Annotated in this window: 14 protein-coding genes; 10 read left to right on the top strand and 4 right to left on the bottom strand. The window is 49.5% G+C overall.

All coding sequences use genetic code 11. The features are described from left to right. The first annotated feature begins 157 nt into the window (after window positions 1–157). Genes L6466_RS07835 through nqrF form a run of 6 tightly spaced genes read left to right on the top strand, consistent with a single transcriptional unit; the run spans window position 158 to window position 5,776 of the window. A complete protein-coding gene (locus L6466_RS07835) occupies window positions 158–1,501 on the top strand; it encodes a Na(+)-translocating NADH-quinone reductase subunit A (protein WP_091851821.1) in 1,344 nt (447 codons plus the stop codon). A 5-nt stretch (window positions 1,502–1,506) separates the two neighbouring features. Beyond that, window positions 1,507–2,649, top strand: a complete 1,143-nt coding sequence (locus tag L6466_RS07830; protein ID WP_237803274.1) for an NADH:ubiquinone reductase (Na(+)-transporting) subunit B — start codon at window positions 1,507–1,509, stop codon at window positions 2,647–2,649. A 2-nt stretch (window positions 2,650–2,651) separates the two neighbouring features. Further along, complete coding sequence (locus tag L6466_RS07825) at window positions 2,652–3,257, top strand: FMN-binding protein (protein WP_237803553.1); 606 nt, start codon at window positions 2,652–2,654, stop codon at window positions 3,255–3,257. Window positions 3,258–3,263: 6 nt separating this feature from the next. Continuing rightward, the gene (locus tag L6466_RS07820) at window positions 3,264–3,872 is read left to right on the top strand and encodes an NADH:ubiquinone reductase (Na(+)-transporting) subunit D (protein WP_091819227.1); all 609 of its coding nucleotides are present in this window, start codon (window positions 3,264–3,266) and stop codon (window positions 3,870–3,872) included. Window positions 3,873–3,875: 3 nt separating this feature from the next. Beyond that, window positions 3,876–4,499 carry an NADH:ubiquinone reductase (Na(+)-transporting) subunit E gene (gene nqrE / locus L6466_RS07815; protein WP_091819228.1) on the top strand — a complete coding sequence of 208 codons (624 nt, stop codon included), beginning with the start codon at window positions 3,876–3,878 and terminating at the stop codon, window positions 4,497–4,499. 14 nt (window positions 4,500–4,513) lie between these two features. Next, the gene (gene nqrF, locus L6466_RS07810) at window positions 4,514–5,776 is read left to right on the top strand and encodes an NADH:ubiquinone reductase (Na(+)-transporting) subunit F (protein WP_091851815.1); all 1,263 of its coding nucleotides are present in this window, start codon (window positions 4,514–4,516) and stop codon (window positions 5,774–5,776) included. 71 nt (window positions 5,777–5,847) lie between these two features. Here the strand turns inward: nqrF and L6466_RS07805 are convergent, their stop codons facing one another. The 4 genes from L6466_RS07805 to L6466_RS07790 all read right to left on the bottom strand — a co-directional run bounded on the left by L6466_RS07805 (window position 5,848) and on the right by L6466_RS07790 (window position 13,705). After that, window positions 5,848–7,290, bottom strand: a complete 1,443-nt coding sequence (locus L6466_RS07805) for a tagaturonate reductase (protein WP_237803275.1) — start codon at window positions 7,288–7,290, stop codon at window positions 5,848–5,850. Window positions 7,291–7,323: 33 nt separating this feature from the next. Further along, window positions 7,324–8,382, bottom strand: a complete 1,059-nt coding sequence (gene pheS / locus L6466_RS07800) for a phenylalanine--tRNA ligase subunit alpha (RefSeq protein WP_091851808.1) — start codon at window positions 8,380–8,382, stop codon at window positions 7,324–7,326. Between the two features lie 320 nt (window positions 8,383–8,702). Then, a complete protein-coding gene (gene carB / locus L6466_RS07795) occupies window positions 8,703–11,966 on the bottom strand; it encodes a carbamoyl-phosphate synthase (glutamine-hydrolyzing) large subunit (protein ID WP_237803276.1) in 3,264 nt (1,087 codons plus the stop codon). 128 nt (window positions 11,967–12,094) lie between these two features. Next, window positions 12,095–13,705 (bottom strand): glycoside hydrolase family 10-like protein, encoded by a 1,611-nt coding sequence (locus L6466_RS07790; protein ID WP_237803277.1) that lies wholly within the window; start codon window positions 13,703–13,705, stop codon window positions 12,095–12,097. 109 nt (window positions 13,706–13,814) lie between these two features. On the opposite strand from L6466_RS07790, the gene L6466_RS07785 reads away from it, so the two are divergent. The 4 genes from L6466_RS07785 (at window position 13,815) to L6466_RS07770 (ending at window position 18,288) form a co-directional block, all read left to right on the top strand. Then, window positions 13,815–15,182 carry a carbon starvation CstA family protein gene (locus L6466_RS07785; protein WP_237803278.1) on the top strand — a complete coding sequence of 456 codons (1,368 nt, stop codon included), beginning with the start codon at window positions 13,815–13,817 and terminating at the stop codon, window positions 15,180–15,182. Window positions 15,183–15,255: 73 nt separating this feature from the next. After that, window positions 15,256–15,756, top strand: coding sequence for an outer membrane beta-barrel protein (locus L6466_RS07780; protein WP_091819235.1), 501 nt, complete (start codon window positions 15,256–15,258; stop codon window positions 15,754–15,756). Between the two features lie 18 nt (window positions 15,757–15,774). After that, window positions 15,775–16,650, top strand: a complete 876-nt coding sequence (gene nadC, locus L6466_RS07775; RefSeq protein WP_237796583.1) for a carboxylating nicotinate-nucleotide diphosphorylase — start codon at window positions 15,775–15,777, stop codon at window positions 16,648–16,650. Window positions 16,651–16,653: 3 nt separating this feature from the next. Next, complete coding sequence (locus L6466_RS07770) at window positions 16,654–18,288, top strand: dipeptidase (RefSeq protein WP_091819237.1); 1,635 nt, start codon at window positions 16,654–16,656, stop codon at window positions 18,286–18,288. Window positions 18,289–18,311 lie beyond the last annotated feature (23 nt).

Raw genomic sequence — 18,311 nt, 5'->3', positions numbered from 1 at the left:
TTCTACTTGGCAATTATATGTGTTCTTGTCATTTTCGTTGTGCAAATTTAATACAAAAGTTCCGAAATCCGTGTTTTTCCTAACGTTTTTCTTCTCTGTTAACCTAAAAATTATTAATTTTGCAGCCCAAAGAGACAATCAAACCAATTTATTGAATATGGCAAATGTTATTAGGCTACGTAAAGGCTTAGACATTCACCTTCAAGGAAAAGCTGAGGAAACGAAAATGAACCTCAAATCGAACGGGCACTACGCTTTGGTGCCAGACGATTTCGAAGGCGTCGTTCCCAAGGTCGTTGTACGTGAAGGTGACGTTGTCCGAGCCGGGGATGCTTTGTTCGTTAACAAACTCTATCCCGAAGTTCGTTTCGCCTCGCCTGTAAGTGGTAAAGTTACTGCAGTAGAGCGCGGAGATCGCCGTAAGGTGCTCTGCGTAAAGGTAGAGGCCGACAGTCAGCAACAGTATGTGGATTTTGGCAAGAAGGATGTGGCCGCAATGGACGCTAAGGCCGTTGTTGATGCCCTTCTTGAGGCAGGTCTCTTTGGTTTCATCAACCAGCTGCCTTACGCCATCTCTACGAACCCGTCCGTGATGCCGAAGGCTATCTTCGTGTCAGCCCTGCGCGACAAGCCCCTGGCTGGCAGTTTTGAGTTTGAGGTAAAGGGTCAGGAGGCAGATTTCCAGACCGGTCTTACCGCACTCTCAAAGATCGCCAAGACGTATCTGGGTGTAGGCGTTGACTCTAGTCTGGAGAACATGAAGGACGTGGAGGTTAACGTGTTCAAGGGCAAGTGTCCTGCCGGTAACGTAGGCGTACAGGTCAACAACATCGACCCAGTCAACAAGGGTGAGGTGGTATGGACCATTGGTGACCCCTCTGTGGTGCTCTTTATCGGACGCCTGTTTAACACGGGTAAGGTGAACCTGACACGTACGGTGGCACTCTGCGGTAGTGAGGTGAAAAAGCCCTGCTACGTGGATATGCTCGTTGGTGAGGAACTCTCTACGCTGCTTTCCAACAGCTATGATGCTGATCACTCCGTACGTATTATCAATGGTAACGTACTGACAGGCCGTATCACTTCGAAGGATGGCTTCCTGGGTGCTCACACCTCAGAGATTACCGTGATTCCCGAGGGTGACGATAACAACGAACTGCTGGGATGGATCATGCCCCGCTTCGGTCAGTTCTCTGTAAACCGCAGCTACTTCTCATGGCTCTTCGGCAAGAAGGCTTATGCGCTGGATGCCCGTGTGAAGGGTGGTGAGCGCCACATGATTATGAGTGGTGAGTACGACAAGGTGCTGCCTATGGATATCTATGGTGAATACCTCATTAAGGCTATCATCGCCGGCGACATCGACAAGATGGAGCAGTTGGGTATCTACGAGGTGTCTCCCGAGGACTTTGCCCTGGCTGAGTTTGTTGACTCTTCTAAGTTGGAACTCCAGCGCATTGTTCGTGAAGGATTGAATAATTTACGTAAAGAAAACGCATAACGACGATGAAAGCATTAAGAAATTATCTCGATAAGATAAAGCCCGCCTTCGAGAAGGAAGGTAAGCTTCACGCTTTCCGTAGCGTATTTGATGGTTTTGAGACCTTCCTCTTTGTGCCCAATACAACAGCGAAGAAGGGTGTGCATATCCACGACGCTATCGACTCGAAACGCATTATGAGTATGGTGGTCATCGCTTTGATGCCTGCTTTACTGTTTGGTATGTATAATGTTGGTTATCAGAATGCTATCGCATCAGGACTGAACGCTTCATTCATGGATATGTTCCTCTTTGGTGCCCTGGCAGTGATGCCAAAGGTTCTGGTTTCTTATATCGTTGGTCTGGGCATTGAGTTTGCTTGGGCACAATGGAAAAATGAGGAGATTCAGGAGGGTTACCTCGTATCTGGTATCCTTATTCCCTTGATTGTCCCTGTGAACCTGCCTCTGTGGATGTTGGCTATTGCTGTTGCCTTTGCTGTGATTATCGGCAAGGAGATTTTCGGTGGTACGGGTATGAACATCTTCAACCCCGCACTCTTGGCACGTGCCTTCCTCTTCTTCGCCTATCCCCAGAAGATGACAGGCGACCAGGCCTGGATTGCCGACAGTCCTATCTTCGGTTTCGGTGGTCAGGTGCCCGATGGCTTCTCTGGTGCTACACCTCTGGCCAACCTGGCCGACTACAACTTCACGATGGATGCCGTTTACGGACTGATTCCCGGTTCAATCGGTGAGACTTCTGTAATTGCCATCGCCATTGGCGCCGTTATCCTGCTCTGCACGGGTATTGCTTCATGGAAGACCATGATTAGCGTCTTCGCCGGTGGAATCCTGACAGCTCTGCTGTTCGAGAGCCTTGATATGACACCTATCCACTGGTATGAGCACATTGCCCTGGGTGGTTTCTGCTTTGGTGCTGTATTCATGGCTACCGACCCTGTTACCTCATGCCGCACCGAGTGTGGTAAGTGGTTCTACGGTTTCCTGATTGGTGTCGTTGCCATCGTGGTCCGCGTGATGAACCCCGGTTTCCCCGAGGGCATGATGCTGGCTATCCTGTTGATGAATATGTTTGCTCCTGCTATCGACTACTTCGTGGTTGACCGCAATATCTCAAAACGTTTGAAGAGAGGAGGTACAAAATGAAACTGAATACAAATTCCAATACGTACATTATTATATATAGTACGATCATGGTGGTCATCGTGGCCTTCCTGTTGGCTTTCGTCTCTCAGACCCTGAAGCCCATGCAGGATGCTAACGTTGCACTCGACACAGAGAAGCAGATCCTGAACTCGCTGAACCTGCGTGGCCTGAGCGATGAAGAGGCACACGCTACCTACGAGAAGATTGTGGCTTTCGACGAGGCACAGAATGTTTATGTTTGCACACTCGAGAATGGCGACGTGAAATACGTGCTTCCCCTGAAGGGTCAGGGCATGTGGGGCGGCATCAGCTGCTTCCTGGCTATCGATAGTGACAAGAACACCGTATATGGTGCTTATTTCAACCACGAGAGCGAGACTGCCGGACTTGGTGCTGAGATTAAGGACAATGCCGATTGGCAGGCAAAGTTCCAGGGCAAGAAGATCTTTGCCGATGGCGATGATTCAACGATTGCCCTGAGCGTTGTGAAAGCTGTCAACGACGAGACAACGGTGGATGCCGTGACAGGTGCTACCGTTACCTCTACAGCTGTGAGCAAGATGCTGCAGGACCAGTTGGCCAAGTATATGGACTTTTTAAAGAACTAACGAACTATGGCATTATTTAGTAAGCAAAATAAAGAGGCTTTCACCAATCCGTTGAACCTCGACCACCCGATACTTGTTCAGGTGTTGGGTATCTGCTCGGCACTTGCTGTGACCAGTCAGTTGAAGCCTGCCATTGTGATGGGTCTCGCTGTAACCGTTATCACGGCTTTTGCCAACGTGATTATCTCTATCTTGCGTAACACCATTCCTACTCGTATCCGTATCGTGGTACAGTTGGTTGTTGTGGCTGCTCTGGTGACTATCGTTTCTCAGATTCTGAAGGCTTTTGTCTATGACGTCAGCGTACAGCTCTCTGTCTATGTGGGTCTGATTATCACCAACTGTATCCTGATGGGACGTCTGGAGGCTTTTGCCATGCAGAACAAGCCCTGGCCTTCATTCCTCGACGGTGTGGGCAACGGTATCGGCTACGCCATGATTCTGATTATCGTGGGTGCCGTTCGTGAGTTCTTCGGACGCGGTTCGCTGCTGGGCTTTCAGATTATTGATTGCAAGGACTTTAACAACGGCATGATGACGATGCCTGCCATGGCGCTGATCCTCGTGGGAATCGTTATCTGGGTACACCGTGCTTATTTTTATAAGGAGAAGTAAATTATGGAACACGCAATATCATTATTCTTCCGTTCGATTTTTGTCGACAACATGATTTTTGCTTTCTTCCTGGGCATGTGTTCGTTCCTTGCCGTTTCGAAGAATGTGAAGACTTCATTGGGACTGGGACTGGCAGTTACCTTCGTGCTGTTTGTTACCGTACCTGTTGACTATCTGCTCCAGACCAAGGTGCTCTCTGAGAATGGTATCTTCGGTATGGACCTCTCATATCTTTCGTTCATCCTGTTTATCGCCGTTATCGCCGGTATCGTGCAGTTGGTCGAGATGATTGTGGAGAAATACTCACCATCGCTCTATGCAGCCCTGGGTATCTTCCTGCCTCTGATTGCCGTAAACTGCGCCATCATGGGTGCCTCGCTCTTCATGCAGCAGCGCATCCTGCTGGACCCCAGCGAGACAAAGGCTATCACCAGCATTGGTGACGCTGTGGTCTATGCGCTCGGTTCCGGTATTGGCTGGACCCTGGCTATCGTGGCTATGGGTGCCATTCGTGAGAAGATGCAGTATAGCGACGTGCCCAAGCCTCTGCAGGGCCTCGGCATCACGTTTATTACTGTGGGTTTGATGGCTATGGCCATGATGTGTTTTAGTGGACTTAAAATCTAAGGAGGGCGACAGTTATGTTTATAGTAAATAGTATTATCGTTTTCCTGGTGACGATCATCGCTATCGTCATCATCCTGCTCGTAGCGAAGAAATATCTATCGCCCAGCGGCAATGTGAATATCACCGTGAATGGTGACCGTGTGCTCAACGTGCCTCAGGGTAATAACCTGATGGCTACACTCAACGAGAACGGCATCTTCCTGCCTTCTGCCTGTGGTGGTAAGGCCAGTTGCGGACAATGTAAGGTTCAGGTGCTTGAAGGTGGTGGCGAGATCCTGGATTCAGAGAAGCCTCACTTCACACGTAAGCAGATTAAGGACCACTGGCGCCTGGGTTGCCAATGCAAGGTGAAGGGCGACCTGAAGATTCATGTTGACGAGTCTATCCTGGGTGTTAAGGAGTACGAGTGTACCGTTATCTCTAACAAGAACGTGGCTACCTTTATCAAGGAGTTCAAGGTACAGCTGCCTGCTGGTGCCCACATGGACTTCCTGCCTGGTTCCTACGCTCAGATCCGTATTCCTAAGTTTGACTGCATCGACTACGATAAGGACTTCGACAAGTCTCTGATTGGCGACGAGTATCTGCCCGCATGGGAGAAGTTCGGTTTGTTCCCACTCAAGTGTAAGAACCCCGAGGACACCATCCGTGCTTACTCTATGGCCAACTATCCTGCTGAGGGCGACGTGTTCATGTTGACCGTACGTATCGCTACGCCTCCGTTCAAGGCTGACCGTAGTGGCTTCATGGATGTGAACCCTGGTATCGCTTCATCTTATATCTTCTCGCTGAAACCCGGCGACAAGGTGATTATGAGCGGTCCCTTCGGTGACTTCCACCCACACTTTGACTCTAAGAAGGAGATGATCTGGGTTGGTGGTGGTGCCGGTATGGCTCCTCTGCGTGCACAGATCATGCATATGACGAAGACGCTGCACACCACCGATCGCGAGATGCACTACTTCTATGGTGCCCGTGCGCTCAATGAGGTGTTCTACCTGGAAGACTTCCTCGGACTGGAGAAGGAGTTCCCCAACTTCCACTTCCATCTGGCTCTGGACCGTCCAGATCCTGCTGCCGATGCTGCTGGCGTGAAGTATACTCCAGGCTTCGTACACAACGTGATGTACGAGACCTATCTGAAGGACCACGAGGCTCCCGAGGATATCGAGTACTATATGTGCGGTCCTGGCCCTATGTCAAAGGCCGTTGTCTCTATGCTCGACTCGCTTGGCGTAGATCCCGAGAGTATCATGTACGATAACTTCGGTGGATAACCAGAATACAGACACAAAAATAAGGCGCTTCAAAACGAAGCGCCTTATTTGTTTTATGATCCTTATCAGGTTTACAGGATTGTCTTCACAGCCTCCAGCATACCCTTAGCCTGGATGAGGTCAAGGAACTGCTTTACCATAGCGTTCAGACCAGCAACCTTGTTCAGGTCTTCCTGCCAGATGAACTCTGCACCCAGCACACCGTCGGTCACCTTCTGAGTATCACCGGTAGCCCAGAGCTCTTTCAGCAGGTCCATAATCTTCTGGTCGTCGTTAGGTGTGATTTCTGCACCGTCGAAACGCTTGCCACCCTTATAGTAGGTGATGATGGCAGCCAGACCGAATACCAAGCCCTTAGGCAGTTCGCCCTTGCGAGCCAGATAGGTCTTTACTCCGGGAAGGTCGCGAGCCTGGAACTTGGGGAATGAGTTCAGCATGATGCTGGTAACCTGATGATCTACGAATGGGTTGTCGAAGCGCTCCAGCACGTCGCCGGCAAACTTCTCCAGCTCGTCCATAGGCAGGTCGAGTGTCTGCATCAGTTCCTCGAACTGTACCTTGTGGATATATTTTCCGATAACCTCGTGGTTGCAAGCATCACGTACGATGTTCACGCCACTAAGATAAGCTACAGGGCTCAATACGGTGTGAGGACCATTCAGCAGGGTCACCTTACGCTTGTGGTAGGGCTCTTCTGAAGGAACGAACAGCACGTGCAGTCCGGCCTTGTCTGCAGGGAACTCCTGAGCTACTTCCTTTGGAGCCTCGATAACCCAGAGGTGGAAGTTCTCGGCCTGTACAACGAGGTTGTCACGATAGCCAACCTTCTCCTGAATCTCAGCAATCTCCTTGCGGGGGAAGCCTGGAACTATACGGTCTACGAGGGTAGCGTAAACGCCGCAAGACTCCTCGAACCATTTCTTGAAGCCCTCAGGCAACTGCCACAACTCGATGTATTTCTCGATGCAATCCTTCAGCACGTGACCATTCAGGAAAATCAGCTCACATGGGAAGATGATAAGTCCCTTGGTGGGGTCGCCGTTGAAGGTCTGGTAACGACGGTACAACAGCTGAACCAGTTTACCGGGATAGCTGCTGGCGGGTTTGTCGTCCAACTTACAAGCGGGGTCGAAAGCGATACCGGCCTCCGTGGTATTAGAAATCACAAAACGAATCTCGGGCTGGTCAGCCAGTGCCATGAAGGCATCGTTCTGAGAGTAGGGATTCAGGGCACGACTGATAACGTCGATGCGCTCCAGGGTGTTTACGGGCTTACCGTTCTCACGGCCCTGCAGATTGACGTGATACAGACAGTCCTGACCGTTGAGCCAGTCTACCATACCGCGTTCGATGGGCTGAACGACTACGACACTACCATTGAAATTGGTCTTCTGGTCCATGTTCCAGATAATCCAATCTACAAAAGCACGAAGGAAGTTACCTTCACCAAACTGAATCACCTTTTCAGGCATCACGCTCTTAGGAGCGAATTTTTTGTTTAACGGTTTTAACATAGCGTTGTTTGTTTTAGAATTATGTTTTTAAAATTAGTCAGCTGCTTGGAATTCTTCCAGGAAACGGGTATCGTTCTCAGAGAACATACGGAGGTCTGATACACGATATTTCAGGTTGGTGATACGCTCTACACCCATACCGAAGGCATAGCCGCTATACTCCTTAGAGTCGATACCGCATTGCTCCAGTACGTTAGGATCCACCATACCACAACCCAGAATCTCTACCCATCCGGTGTGCTTACAGAAACCGCAACCCTCGCCACCGCAGATGAAGCAAGAGATATCCATCTCTGCGCTGGGCTCAGTGAATGGGAAGTAAGATGGGCGCAGACGAATCTTTGTGTCGGCGCCAAACATCTCGCGGGCAAACGACAGCAGTACCTGCTTCAGGTCGGTAAACGACACGTTCTTGTCGATATACAGACCCTCTACCTGATGGAAGAAACAGTGGGCACGGGCTGTGATAGCCTCGTTACGATAAACGCGACCCGGACAGATTACGCGGATGGGACCGGTCAGTTTGCCGTCCTCAGTATGCATGTTCTCCATCACACGAGCCTGTACGCTACTGGTGTGTGAGCGGAGCAGAATATTCTTGGTCACATCATTGGGATGCTGCGATACGAAGAAGGTGTCCTGCATATCGCGTGCGGGGTGATCGGCAGCAAAGTTCATACGGGTGAACACATGCAGGTCGTCCTCTACCTCGGGACCGTCGGCCAGCACGAATCCCATGCGACTGAAGATATCGATAATCTCGTTGGTCACAATGGTCAGGGGGTGGCGTGTACCCAACTGGATGGGGTAGGGCGTGCGTGTCAGGTCGATGGCTTCGTCGCCAGACTCCTGTGTGGTGCATGCCTCGCGCAGGGCGTTGATACGGTCTGTGATGCGCTGTTTCAGTTCGTTGATTTTCATGCCCACCTCTTTCTTCTGTTCTGCGGGCACGTTGCGGAAGTCCTTCATCAGCTCGTTCAGTTCACCATTCTTACTCAGGTACTTCAGTCGGAGCTGTTCTACTTCCTCAGCATTCTTTGCCTCCAGCGAGTCAACCTGCTGAAGGAGTTCGTTTATCTTTTCAAGTATCATTTTATATATAAAATTGCAATTTGTGTGCAAAGGTAACTAATTTAATTGAAAATTGATAATTGATAATTGAAAAATTTACTGCCGCATACACAAAAAGTGCAGACGGTTGATAAAAAATTCCTATTATGCAACAAAAGCAGTATCAGAATCAGAATGGAGAGCTGGACACGGGAAACTAAAAAAACAGAGATTTCCAAACCTCTACGCGTACCGTGAACATATATGTACGCAAAGAAAGTTTGAAAATCTCTGTTTTTAGTGTCCAGTGTCCAACGACTCTGTCCAAATTAGTCAACCATGTGTCTTACATATGTCATAGGTTAATTGTTGTACTCCTGCCAAGACTTTATCTTGATGTCGTCGAGACTCATGGCGGTGAAGGCTTCGATGAAGGCCTTTGCCAGACGTACATTGGTCATCAAGGGGATGTTGTGGTCAATGGCGCCACGACGAATCTTATAACCGTTGGTCAGCTCACGTGAGGTGTGGTTCTTGGGTACGTTGATGACCAGACCCACCTTGTGCTGGGAAATGAGGTCCATCACATTGTTCTCGCCAGCCTCATCGGGCCATGCTACGGTGATAGCCTTCACGCCATTATCGTTGAAGAACTTAGCGGTGCCGGCGGTGGCGTAGATGGTATAGCCCTTCTTGGCCAACTGCTGTGCGGGTTCCAAAAGGGAAACCTTGCCTTTGGCACCACCAGAAGAGATGAGCACGGCATCCTTAGGAATAGAATAGCCAGTTGCTATCAAACTGTTCAGGAGAGCCTCGTTCAGGTCGTCGCCCAGACAGCCAACCTCACCCGTAGAACTCATGTCGACACCCAGGACAGGGTCGGCATTCTGCAGGCGGGCAAACGAGAACTGAGAAGCTTTGACACCGATGCGGTCGATATCAAATTCACTCTTCTCGGGCTTCTGGTAGGGGGCGTCGAGCATAATCTTTGTAGCCGTCTCGATGAAGTTGCGTTTCAGAATCTTAGAAACAAAGGGGAACGAACGGGAGGCACGCAGGTTACACTCAATGACCTTCACCTCGCGGTTCTTTGCCAGGAACTGGATATTGAAAGGACCGGAGATGTTGAGTTCGGCTGCAATCTTATGGGCAATCTTCTTAATCTGACGGATAGTAGAGAAATAGATGTGCTGTGCAGGGAACACCATCGTTGCATCGCCAGAGTGCACACCGGCATACTCCACGTGCTCAGAGATCGCGTACTCAATCACTTCGCCCTTGTCGGCTACGGCGTCGAACTCTATCTCCTTGGTCTCAGTCATGAACTTAGACACCACCACGGGGAATTCCTTGGATACCTCTGTAGCCATATTCAGGAAGCGTTGCAGTTCTTCCTCGTCATAGCATACGTTCATCGCAGCACCAGAGAGCACATATGAGGGACGCACAAGGACGGGATAGCCCACTTTGTCAACGAACTCCTTCACATCGTCGAAGCTCGTCAGCGCACGCCAGGCGGGCTGGTCGATACCAAGCTTATCGAGCATAGCAGAGAACTTGTCGCGGTTCTCGGCACGGTCGATATCTACGGGAGAGGTGCCGAGTACGGGAACACCCTGACGGTGGAGTTTCATCGCGAGGTTATTGGGAATCTGACCACCTACAGAGACTATGACACCGCGAGGCTGCTCCAGATCCATCACGTCGAGCACACGCTCCAACGAGAGTTCATCGAAGTAGAGACGGTCGCACATATCGTAGTCGGTAGATACGGTCTCGGGATTGTAGTTGATCATGATAGACTTATAGCCCAACTTACGGGCGGTGTTGATGGCATTCACCGAACACCAGTCGAACTCTACACTCGAACCGATACGGTAAGCGCCTGAACCTAAGACAACTACGGATTTCTCGTTATTGTAATAGTTGATGTCGTGGGCAACCTTGTATTTCTCGCCCTTGGTGTCGCCAAAGGCAGGTACGTGGGTATAGGTGAAGTAGAGATAGTTGGTGAGCTCAGGATGTTCGCTGGCTACTGTGGGGATGCGCTTCACAGAAGGCATGATGCCACGCTGTTTGCGGAGCTTGCGCACCTCAAGGTTCTCCTTCTCCATATTGGTTGACTTGGTCTTCAGAACAAAGCGTGCAATCTGGAAGTCTGAGAAGCCACAACGCTTCACCTCAAGCAGCAGTTCATCGGAGAGATCCTCCAGCTTATCGAACTTCTGCAGCTCGTGCTTCAGGTCTACAATATGCTTCAGTCTTTCAAGGAACCATACATCAATCTTGGTCAGTTCCTCGATGCGCTCAATGGTATAGCCCTCTTCCAGAGCCTGGGCAATAGCGAAGATACGCAGGTCGGTGGGGTTAGCCAACTCGTTGTCGAGGTCGTCGAACTTGGTGTGGTCGTTGCCCACGAAGCCATGCATGCCCTGACCAATCATGCGCAAGCCCTTCTGTATCATCTCCTCGAAAGAGCGACCGATACTCATTATCTCACCTACAGACTTCATTGAAGAGCCAATCTGACGGCTGACGCCAGCGAACTTTGTAAGGTCCCAACGGGGAATCTTGCATATCATATAGTCGAGCGAGGGAGCAACATATGCAGAACTTGTAGTTCCCATCTCGCCAATCTGGTCGAGGGTATAGCCCAGCGCAATCTTAGCTGCTACGAAAGCGAGCGGATAACCCGTAGCTTTTGAAGCCAAGGCTGAAGAACGGCTCAGACGTGCGTTGATCTCAATGATACGATAGTCGTTGGTCGTAGCGTTGAAAGCAAACTGGATGTTGCACTCGCCCACGATACCCAGATGACGCACACACTTGATAGTAATTTCCTGCAGCATCTTGACCTGTTCCTCGGTCAATGAACAAGTAGGAGCCACTACGATACTTTCGCCCGTGTGGATACCCAGGGGGTCGAAGTTCTCCATAGAGGCCACGGTGAAGCAGCGGTCGTTGGCATCACGGATGCACTCGAACTCAATCTCCTTCCAGCCCTTCAGGCTCTCTTCAACCAGGATCTGGGGTGCGAAGGTGAAGGCCGACTCAGCCAGTTCCTTGAAGGCCTGCTCATCAGGACAGATACCAGAACCCAGTCCTCCCAGCGCATAAGCTGAGCGAATCATGATGGGGAAGCCTATCTCGTGGGCTGCCTTCAGCGCATCTTCCATATTCTCTACGGCGTGGCTTACGGGCGTCTTCAGACTGATCTCGTCGAGTTTCTTCACAAAACGGTCGCGGTCTTCAGTATCCATGATAGCCTCAACGCTGGTACCCAGCACCTGGACGCCATACTCCTTGAGCGTACCGTTCAGATATAGTTCTGTACCACAGTTCAGGGCTGTCTGTCCGCCAAAAGCCAAGAGGATGCCATCAGGACGTTCCTTCTTGATGATTTCCGTGACGAAATGCGCATTAACCGGTTGGAAATACACTTGGTCGGCAATACCTTCCGAGGTCTGGATGGTGGCAATGTTTGGGTTTACCAACACGCTCTTGATGCCCTCTTCACGCAGGGCTTTCAGTGCCTGTGAGCCTGAGTAGTCGAACTCACCTGCCTGTCCGATTTTAAGTGCGCCCGAACCGAGTACGAGCACCTTCTTAAGATTCTTTTTGTTCATTTATTTTAGGGGTTTAAGTCAAATTGGTTGCAAATTTACTAATATTTATTGAAATACCACGTCTAAATTTGAATATTTTTGCAAAATATGACGCTATTTGGATAGGGTGTTTATTTTTATGCAGGATATCAGCGTTTGATGCTAAAGAAACCGATGCGATGGTTACGTCCTTTTTTGCCCAGTGAACGCAGCTGATAGATGCCGTTAGGCAGACCATCTACCGACAAGAAAGCAGAGTAGGGGCGTAGGGCTACTTGGCGTCCATCGAGGGTTTCAACGATTACAAATTCTGCATCAAGGATGGTACCTTTTTCGGGCAGGGCGATAGGACGTCCGTCGGTCTTACTGATAGTGGGAGCTGCATAGCGCTTGCCCACGTTGAGCAGAAGTTGGGCGGGTGTGCTCTCTATGCCATAGCGGTTCATCGCTGTGACGGCATAGTTCTTTCCATTATTTGGCACCAGCAGACTTGTCTTGGTGATTCTGGCGGCTACCAGGTTCTCAGCCTTTGTGATATCTACGGGGAAGTCCTCGCTGGCATATATATTATAATAGATGTAGGGAGCATCGCTCTTATCGGTAGATGCCTGCCAGGAGAGGGTGTTATGATGCAGGGCAAGTTGAGAGGGTTCTGTTGGGGCTGGCTGCCCGGTCCATGTCATGGGTGGTACAAGTGCTGGCGTCTGGTTGAAACGCACGGTGAAGTCGTAGATGCCTTTCACGTTGTCGGTAAAGAACTTGGAACGGAAGAAGCAATGTCCCATGCCCAGTTGACGACTGACGTTCATCTGACGTACCACCTGGTCGAGTGTCCACTTGCCTTCGCGAGGGTCGAGGAAATAGATGCCAAGACCTGGTACTACAGGACGTCCGGCACTCTGTTCCTGCCAGTCGATTGCGAAGGGGAAAAAGTTATTACCCTGGAAATACATCATCGGGAACAGTCCGTCCATCAGTCCGTCGCGAAGCCAGGCTTGTGCGTCCTGGCATACGGTGGTCCGGGCATTCCATCCACCGGCACGATAGCGGCGAAGGTCATCATATTTTCCAATAGGAGAACAAGTCAGTTTGACCCATGGCTTCTCTGTCTTAACTGCCTTGTTGATTTTACGAACGATGCTGGTAATGTACTCGCGGCCTTGCGGACGACTTACTTTGATTTTCCATGTCTCAGGATAGCGGATGTAGTCCAGGTGAATGCCGTCAACATCATAGTTGGTTACAATCTCCTTGCAGATAGAGGCTATATAGTCGCCAGTCTGCCCCTGTTCGGGATCCATGTAACCATCGTCGCCAATCTTCTTGATTAGTTTGGGGAATTTCTGACGCAACTGCTTGCAACCCAGTTTGTTCCATTTTCCAACGGGGATGGTTACAACCCAAGCATGGCACTCCATGCCACGCTTGTGACACTCATCGATACACAGTTGCAAGGGGTCGTAGGAAGCCTTGCGGCCAGGCGTACCCGTGATGCAGCCGTCCCATGGTTCGATGGCCGAGGGATAAATGGTCGTACCGCGTACGCGTGTCTGTACGAGTACGGTATTGATACCTGCTTTCTGTAACTGGTCCAGTATTTGGGTGAGTTCGCGTTTCTGAGCTTCCGACTGATAGGAGTGAGGCCAGTCTATACCACCGATGGTTGTGAGCCAAACGGCCCTGACTTCGTACTTGGAAGATTGCGCCTGAACTGCGATAAAGGCGCATACTAGAATAAGAAAACAGATAAATTTCTTCATTTCTTGATGTTTTGCCTGCAAAGGTAGAAAATAATTATGAATTATGAATTATGAATTGTGAATTATTTTGTATCTTTGCATCGTCAAATTTGATAAAAGAAAAGCAGAAATGATTACTTTTGTACTGAGCCTTGCGGCTCTGGTTCTGGGCTATTTCCTTTATGGCCGTTTTGTAGAGAGAGTTTTCGGACCTGACGACAGACCTACGCCTGCCATTGCCAAGGCCGACGGTGTGGATTTCATGGTGCTGCCTTCATGGAAGATTTTCATGATACAGTTCCTGAACATTGCAGGTACTGGACCTATCTTTGGTGCCATCATGGGTGCCAAGTTCGGACCGGCTGCCTATCTCTGGATTGTCTTCGGATGTATCTTTGCAGGTGCTACGCACGACTATCTGAGCGGTATGCTGAGTATTCGTAACGGTGGCGCTAACCTTCCTGAGATTATTGGAAAATACCTGGGTAATGCCACAAAGCAGATTATGCTGATTTTCTCGGTTTTCCTGCTGATGATGGTAGGAGCCGTGTTTGTGTACAGTCCTGCCTTGTTGCTGCAGAAACTGTGCCTGAGTAGTGTGCCAGGCATCGAGATACTGAGTAACAGTACATTCTGGATTATTGTCATCTTCGTGTATTATGTCATTGCCACGATGATGCCTATCGATAAGATTATCGGAAAGATTTACCCCTTGTTCGCATTCTCCCTGTTGTTTATGGCTGTAGCCCTGATGGCGATGTTGTTTGTGAAGATGCCAGATATCCCTGAGGTGTGGGAGGGCGTTGGAGAGGCCTCGCTCACAACGAAGAGCATCTTCCCCTGTCTGTTCATCACTATTGCCTGTGGTGCTATCAGTGGCTTCCACGCCACGCAGAGTCCGTTGATGGCGCGTTGCGTGAAGAGTGAGAAGATGGGTCGTCCTATATTCTACGGCGCTATGATTACTGAGGGTCTGGTAGCTCTTATCTGGGCTACGGTAGCTATGTATTTCTTCTACAATGAGCCAACACCTGGATATCAGGAGATGGCTGGTGGTGAGGAGATCATCAGTAAGGCACCGGCAATTGTGAGCATGGTGTGCGACAACTGGCTGGGGCTCTTTGGAAGTATTCTGGCCATTCTGGGTGTAGTGGCTGCACCTATCACCAGTGGTGATACGGCGTTACGCTCAGCACGACTCATCATTGCTGATTTCATCCACCTGGAGCAGAAGACGATGCGCAAGCGTCTGTATGTCTGCATTCCCATGTTTGCGGCTGTCATTGCCCTGCTTATTTGGCAGATGGCCAACCCTGAAGGCTTTGACGTCATCTGGAGCTGGTTCGGCTGGAGTAACCAAACCTTGTCTGTCTTCACACTATGGGCTATCACGGTTTATCTGTATCAACAGAAGAAGAACTACTGGATTTCGCTGGTTCCTGCCGTATTCATGACGGTGGTGAGTGTGGTGTATCTGCTAACGGAGCAAATTTTTTAATGTCACGATAACGTAACAACGTGATAACGATATAACGAGACAACGAATCATTATTAATTAAAAGATATCGATTATGAAAAAATTACTGTTTACGATGCTTTGCGGACTGATGTTCTCAGTCGCAGGCCAGGCTCAGACACAAGATCGTCTGCCATTTGCTAAGGATAAATACTATGCTTCTGCAGGATTGTCTAATTTCGACCTCAACTGGAGCAAGAATCAGAGTTGGCACATGGACCTGAATGCCAAGTGTGGTTATCTGTTTGAAGATGACTGGATGATAACGGGTACATTGGGTTACGACTGGCATAAGGTAGGCGACGATACGTTTACACTTGGTGCCGGTCTGCGCTACTATATTGAGCAGAACGGCTTATACCTGGGAGCCAGCGCCAATTATGTGAACAGTCCTATCCGTAAGGATTTTGTGCCCAGTGCCCAGTGTGGCTACGCCTTTTTCCTGAACCGTACAGTGACCATCGAACCGGAGGTATATTACAACCTCAGTACAAAGGATGTGACGGAGTATAGCGGCTTCGGTATCCGTCTGGGACTTGGTATTTACTTTGAGTAATAAAGTAGTGAAGAAATTATGTTAAGTGTAGAAGAACTGAACGATAAACTGATTGACCTCGCTTTTGCTGAGGATATTGGTGACGGTGACCACACCACGTTGTGCTGTATCCCTAAGGATGCCATGGGTGAGTCAAAACTGCTGATTAAGGAGGAGGGTATCTTTGCTGGCGTGGAGATTGCCAAGGAGGTATTCCGTCGTTTTGACCCTGAATTGCAAGTAGAGGTGTATATTGAGGATGGTGCGCATGTGAAGCCAGGTGACATCGTGATGAGTGTGAAAGGCAAGGAACAGAGTTTGTTGCAGACGGAGCGCCTGATGTTGAATATCCTGCAGCGTATGAGTGGCATTGCCACAATGACGCACAAATATCAGCAGGCGCTGATTGATGCAGGCACGAAGACACGCGTACTCGATACCCGTAAGACAACACCTGGTATGCGTATGCTTGAGAAGGAGGCTGTGAAGATTGGTGGCGGTATGAACCATCGTATCGGCTTGTTTGATATGATCCTGCTGAAGGATAATCATATTGATTTCTGTGGTGGCGTGCATAATGCCATCTCGCGTGCTAAGCAGTATTGCAAGGATAACGGCAAAGACCTGAAGATAGAGTGCGAGGTGCGTAACTTCAAAGAGCTGGACGAGGCTCTGGCCGAGGGATGCGACCGCATCATGTTTGACAATTTCACACCTGAGGATACTGAGAAGGCGGTGAAGATTGTCAACGGACGTGCTGAGACGGAATCAAGTGGTGGTATTACCTACGACACAATGATTCCCTATGCCAAGGCGGGAGTTGACTTCATCTCGTTTGGTGCACTCACACACTCGGTGAAAGGACTGGACATGAGTTTCAAGGCTGCAGGCAGCGATAAACTGATTATTAAATAAATAATGAAAAGACAACTGATTTTATCAGCCATGCTCGTTGCTACGGCGGGAGCAATGGCTTGTACTAATTTTATTGTAGGTAAAAAGGCCTCTGTAGATGGCTCTGTGATTTGTTCTTATAGTGCCGACAGTTATGGCATGTTTCAGGGATTGAAGCATCAGCCTGCCGCCAAGCATCCGAAAGGAACGATGCGTCAGGTGTATGACTGGGACACGAATAAATATGGCGGAGAAATCCTGGAAGCTGAGGAGACTTATAATGTCATCGGCAATATCAACGAATGGCAGGTAACTATTGGTGAGACAACCTTTGGTGGTCGTGAGGAAATGGTGGATACCACAGGTATCATCGACTACGGCTCACTGATTTATATCACCCTGCAGCGTGCTAAGACGGCTCGTCAGGCTATTGATATCATGACGTCACTGGTGGAGCAGTACGGCTATTGTTCTGAGGGTGAGACCTTCACAATCTGCGACCCCAACGAGGCTTGGATTATGGAAATGATGGGTTGCGCCAGCGACCGAAAGGTGGAGAAGGGCCGCACGGTATGGGTGGCTCTGCGCATACCAGATGATATGATTTGCGGTCATGCTAACCAGAGTCGTATCACAAAGTTTAATATGAAGGACAAGGAGAATGTGCGCTACTCCAAGAACGTGGTCTCTTACGCCCGTAAGATGGGATGGTTCAAGGGTAAGGATGAGGACTTCAGTTATAATGCTGCCTATGCTGCTCCTGATTTTTCAGGTCGTCGTATCTGTGATGCACGTGTATGGAGTTTCTTCAACCGTTATGCCGATGGTATGGACCGTTATATCCCCTGGGCTGAAGGTCATGATGCTAACGCAGAGGTGATGCCTCTGTGGGTGAAGCCCAATAAGAAACTCTCTGTGCAGGATGTGGAAACGGCTATGCGCGACCATTTCGAGGATACACCATTTGCGCTGGATAGCGACATGGGCGGTGGTATCTGGGAAATGCCCTATCGTCCTACACCTCTTTATTATAAGGTGGATGGCAAGGAGTATTTCAATGAGCGTCCCGTATCTACACAGCAGGCCGGCTTTGTGTTTGTAAGTCAGATGCGTTCTTGGTTGCCACGTCAGATTGGTGGCTGTTTCTGGTTTGCCAATGATGATGGTAATATGGTACCTTTCACACCTGTGTATTGCTGTGCTACGAAGGCTCCCCGTCCTTACGACACACCAGGTGCTGATGAGCTGAACTTCTCCATGGACAATGCTTTCTGGGTACAGAACTGGGTGAGCAACATGGTTTATCCACGTTACTCTATGCTTTTCCCATCCTTGAAGGAGGTTCGCGACTCGCTGGATAATTCATATTTCCGTGCTCAGAAAGAGGTTGAGGATAAGGCGCTGACACTCGACGAGGCAGCACGTACAAAATATCTCACAGCCTATACAGCAGAGAAGGCTGAACAGATGTTGGCTCGTTGGCAGAAACTGGCTACTTATCTTATCGTGAAGTATAACGATATGACAGTTAAGCCGGAGGAGAATGGTCAGTTCACCCGTACAAAGTACGGACTTGGTGCTACGGTGAAGCGTCCTGGTTATTCTGAGAAGTATGCACGCGAAATCGTTAAGCAAACAGGTAAGAAGTTTGAGAAATAACAAGTGAAATTATTCACTATTCA

Origin of the sequence: Prevotella communis (assembly GCF_022024175.1) — a bacterium.
Taxonomy (GTDB): Bacteria; Bacteroidota; Bacteroidia; order Bacteroidales; family Bacteroidaceae; genus Prevotella; species Prevotella communis.
This window is presented reverse-complemented; position numbering and strand designations above follow the sequence as displayed.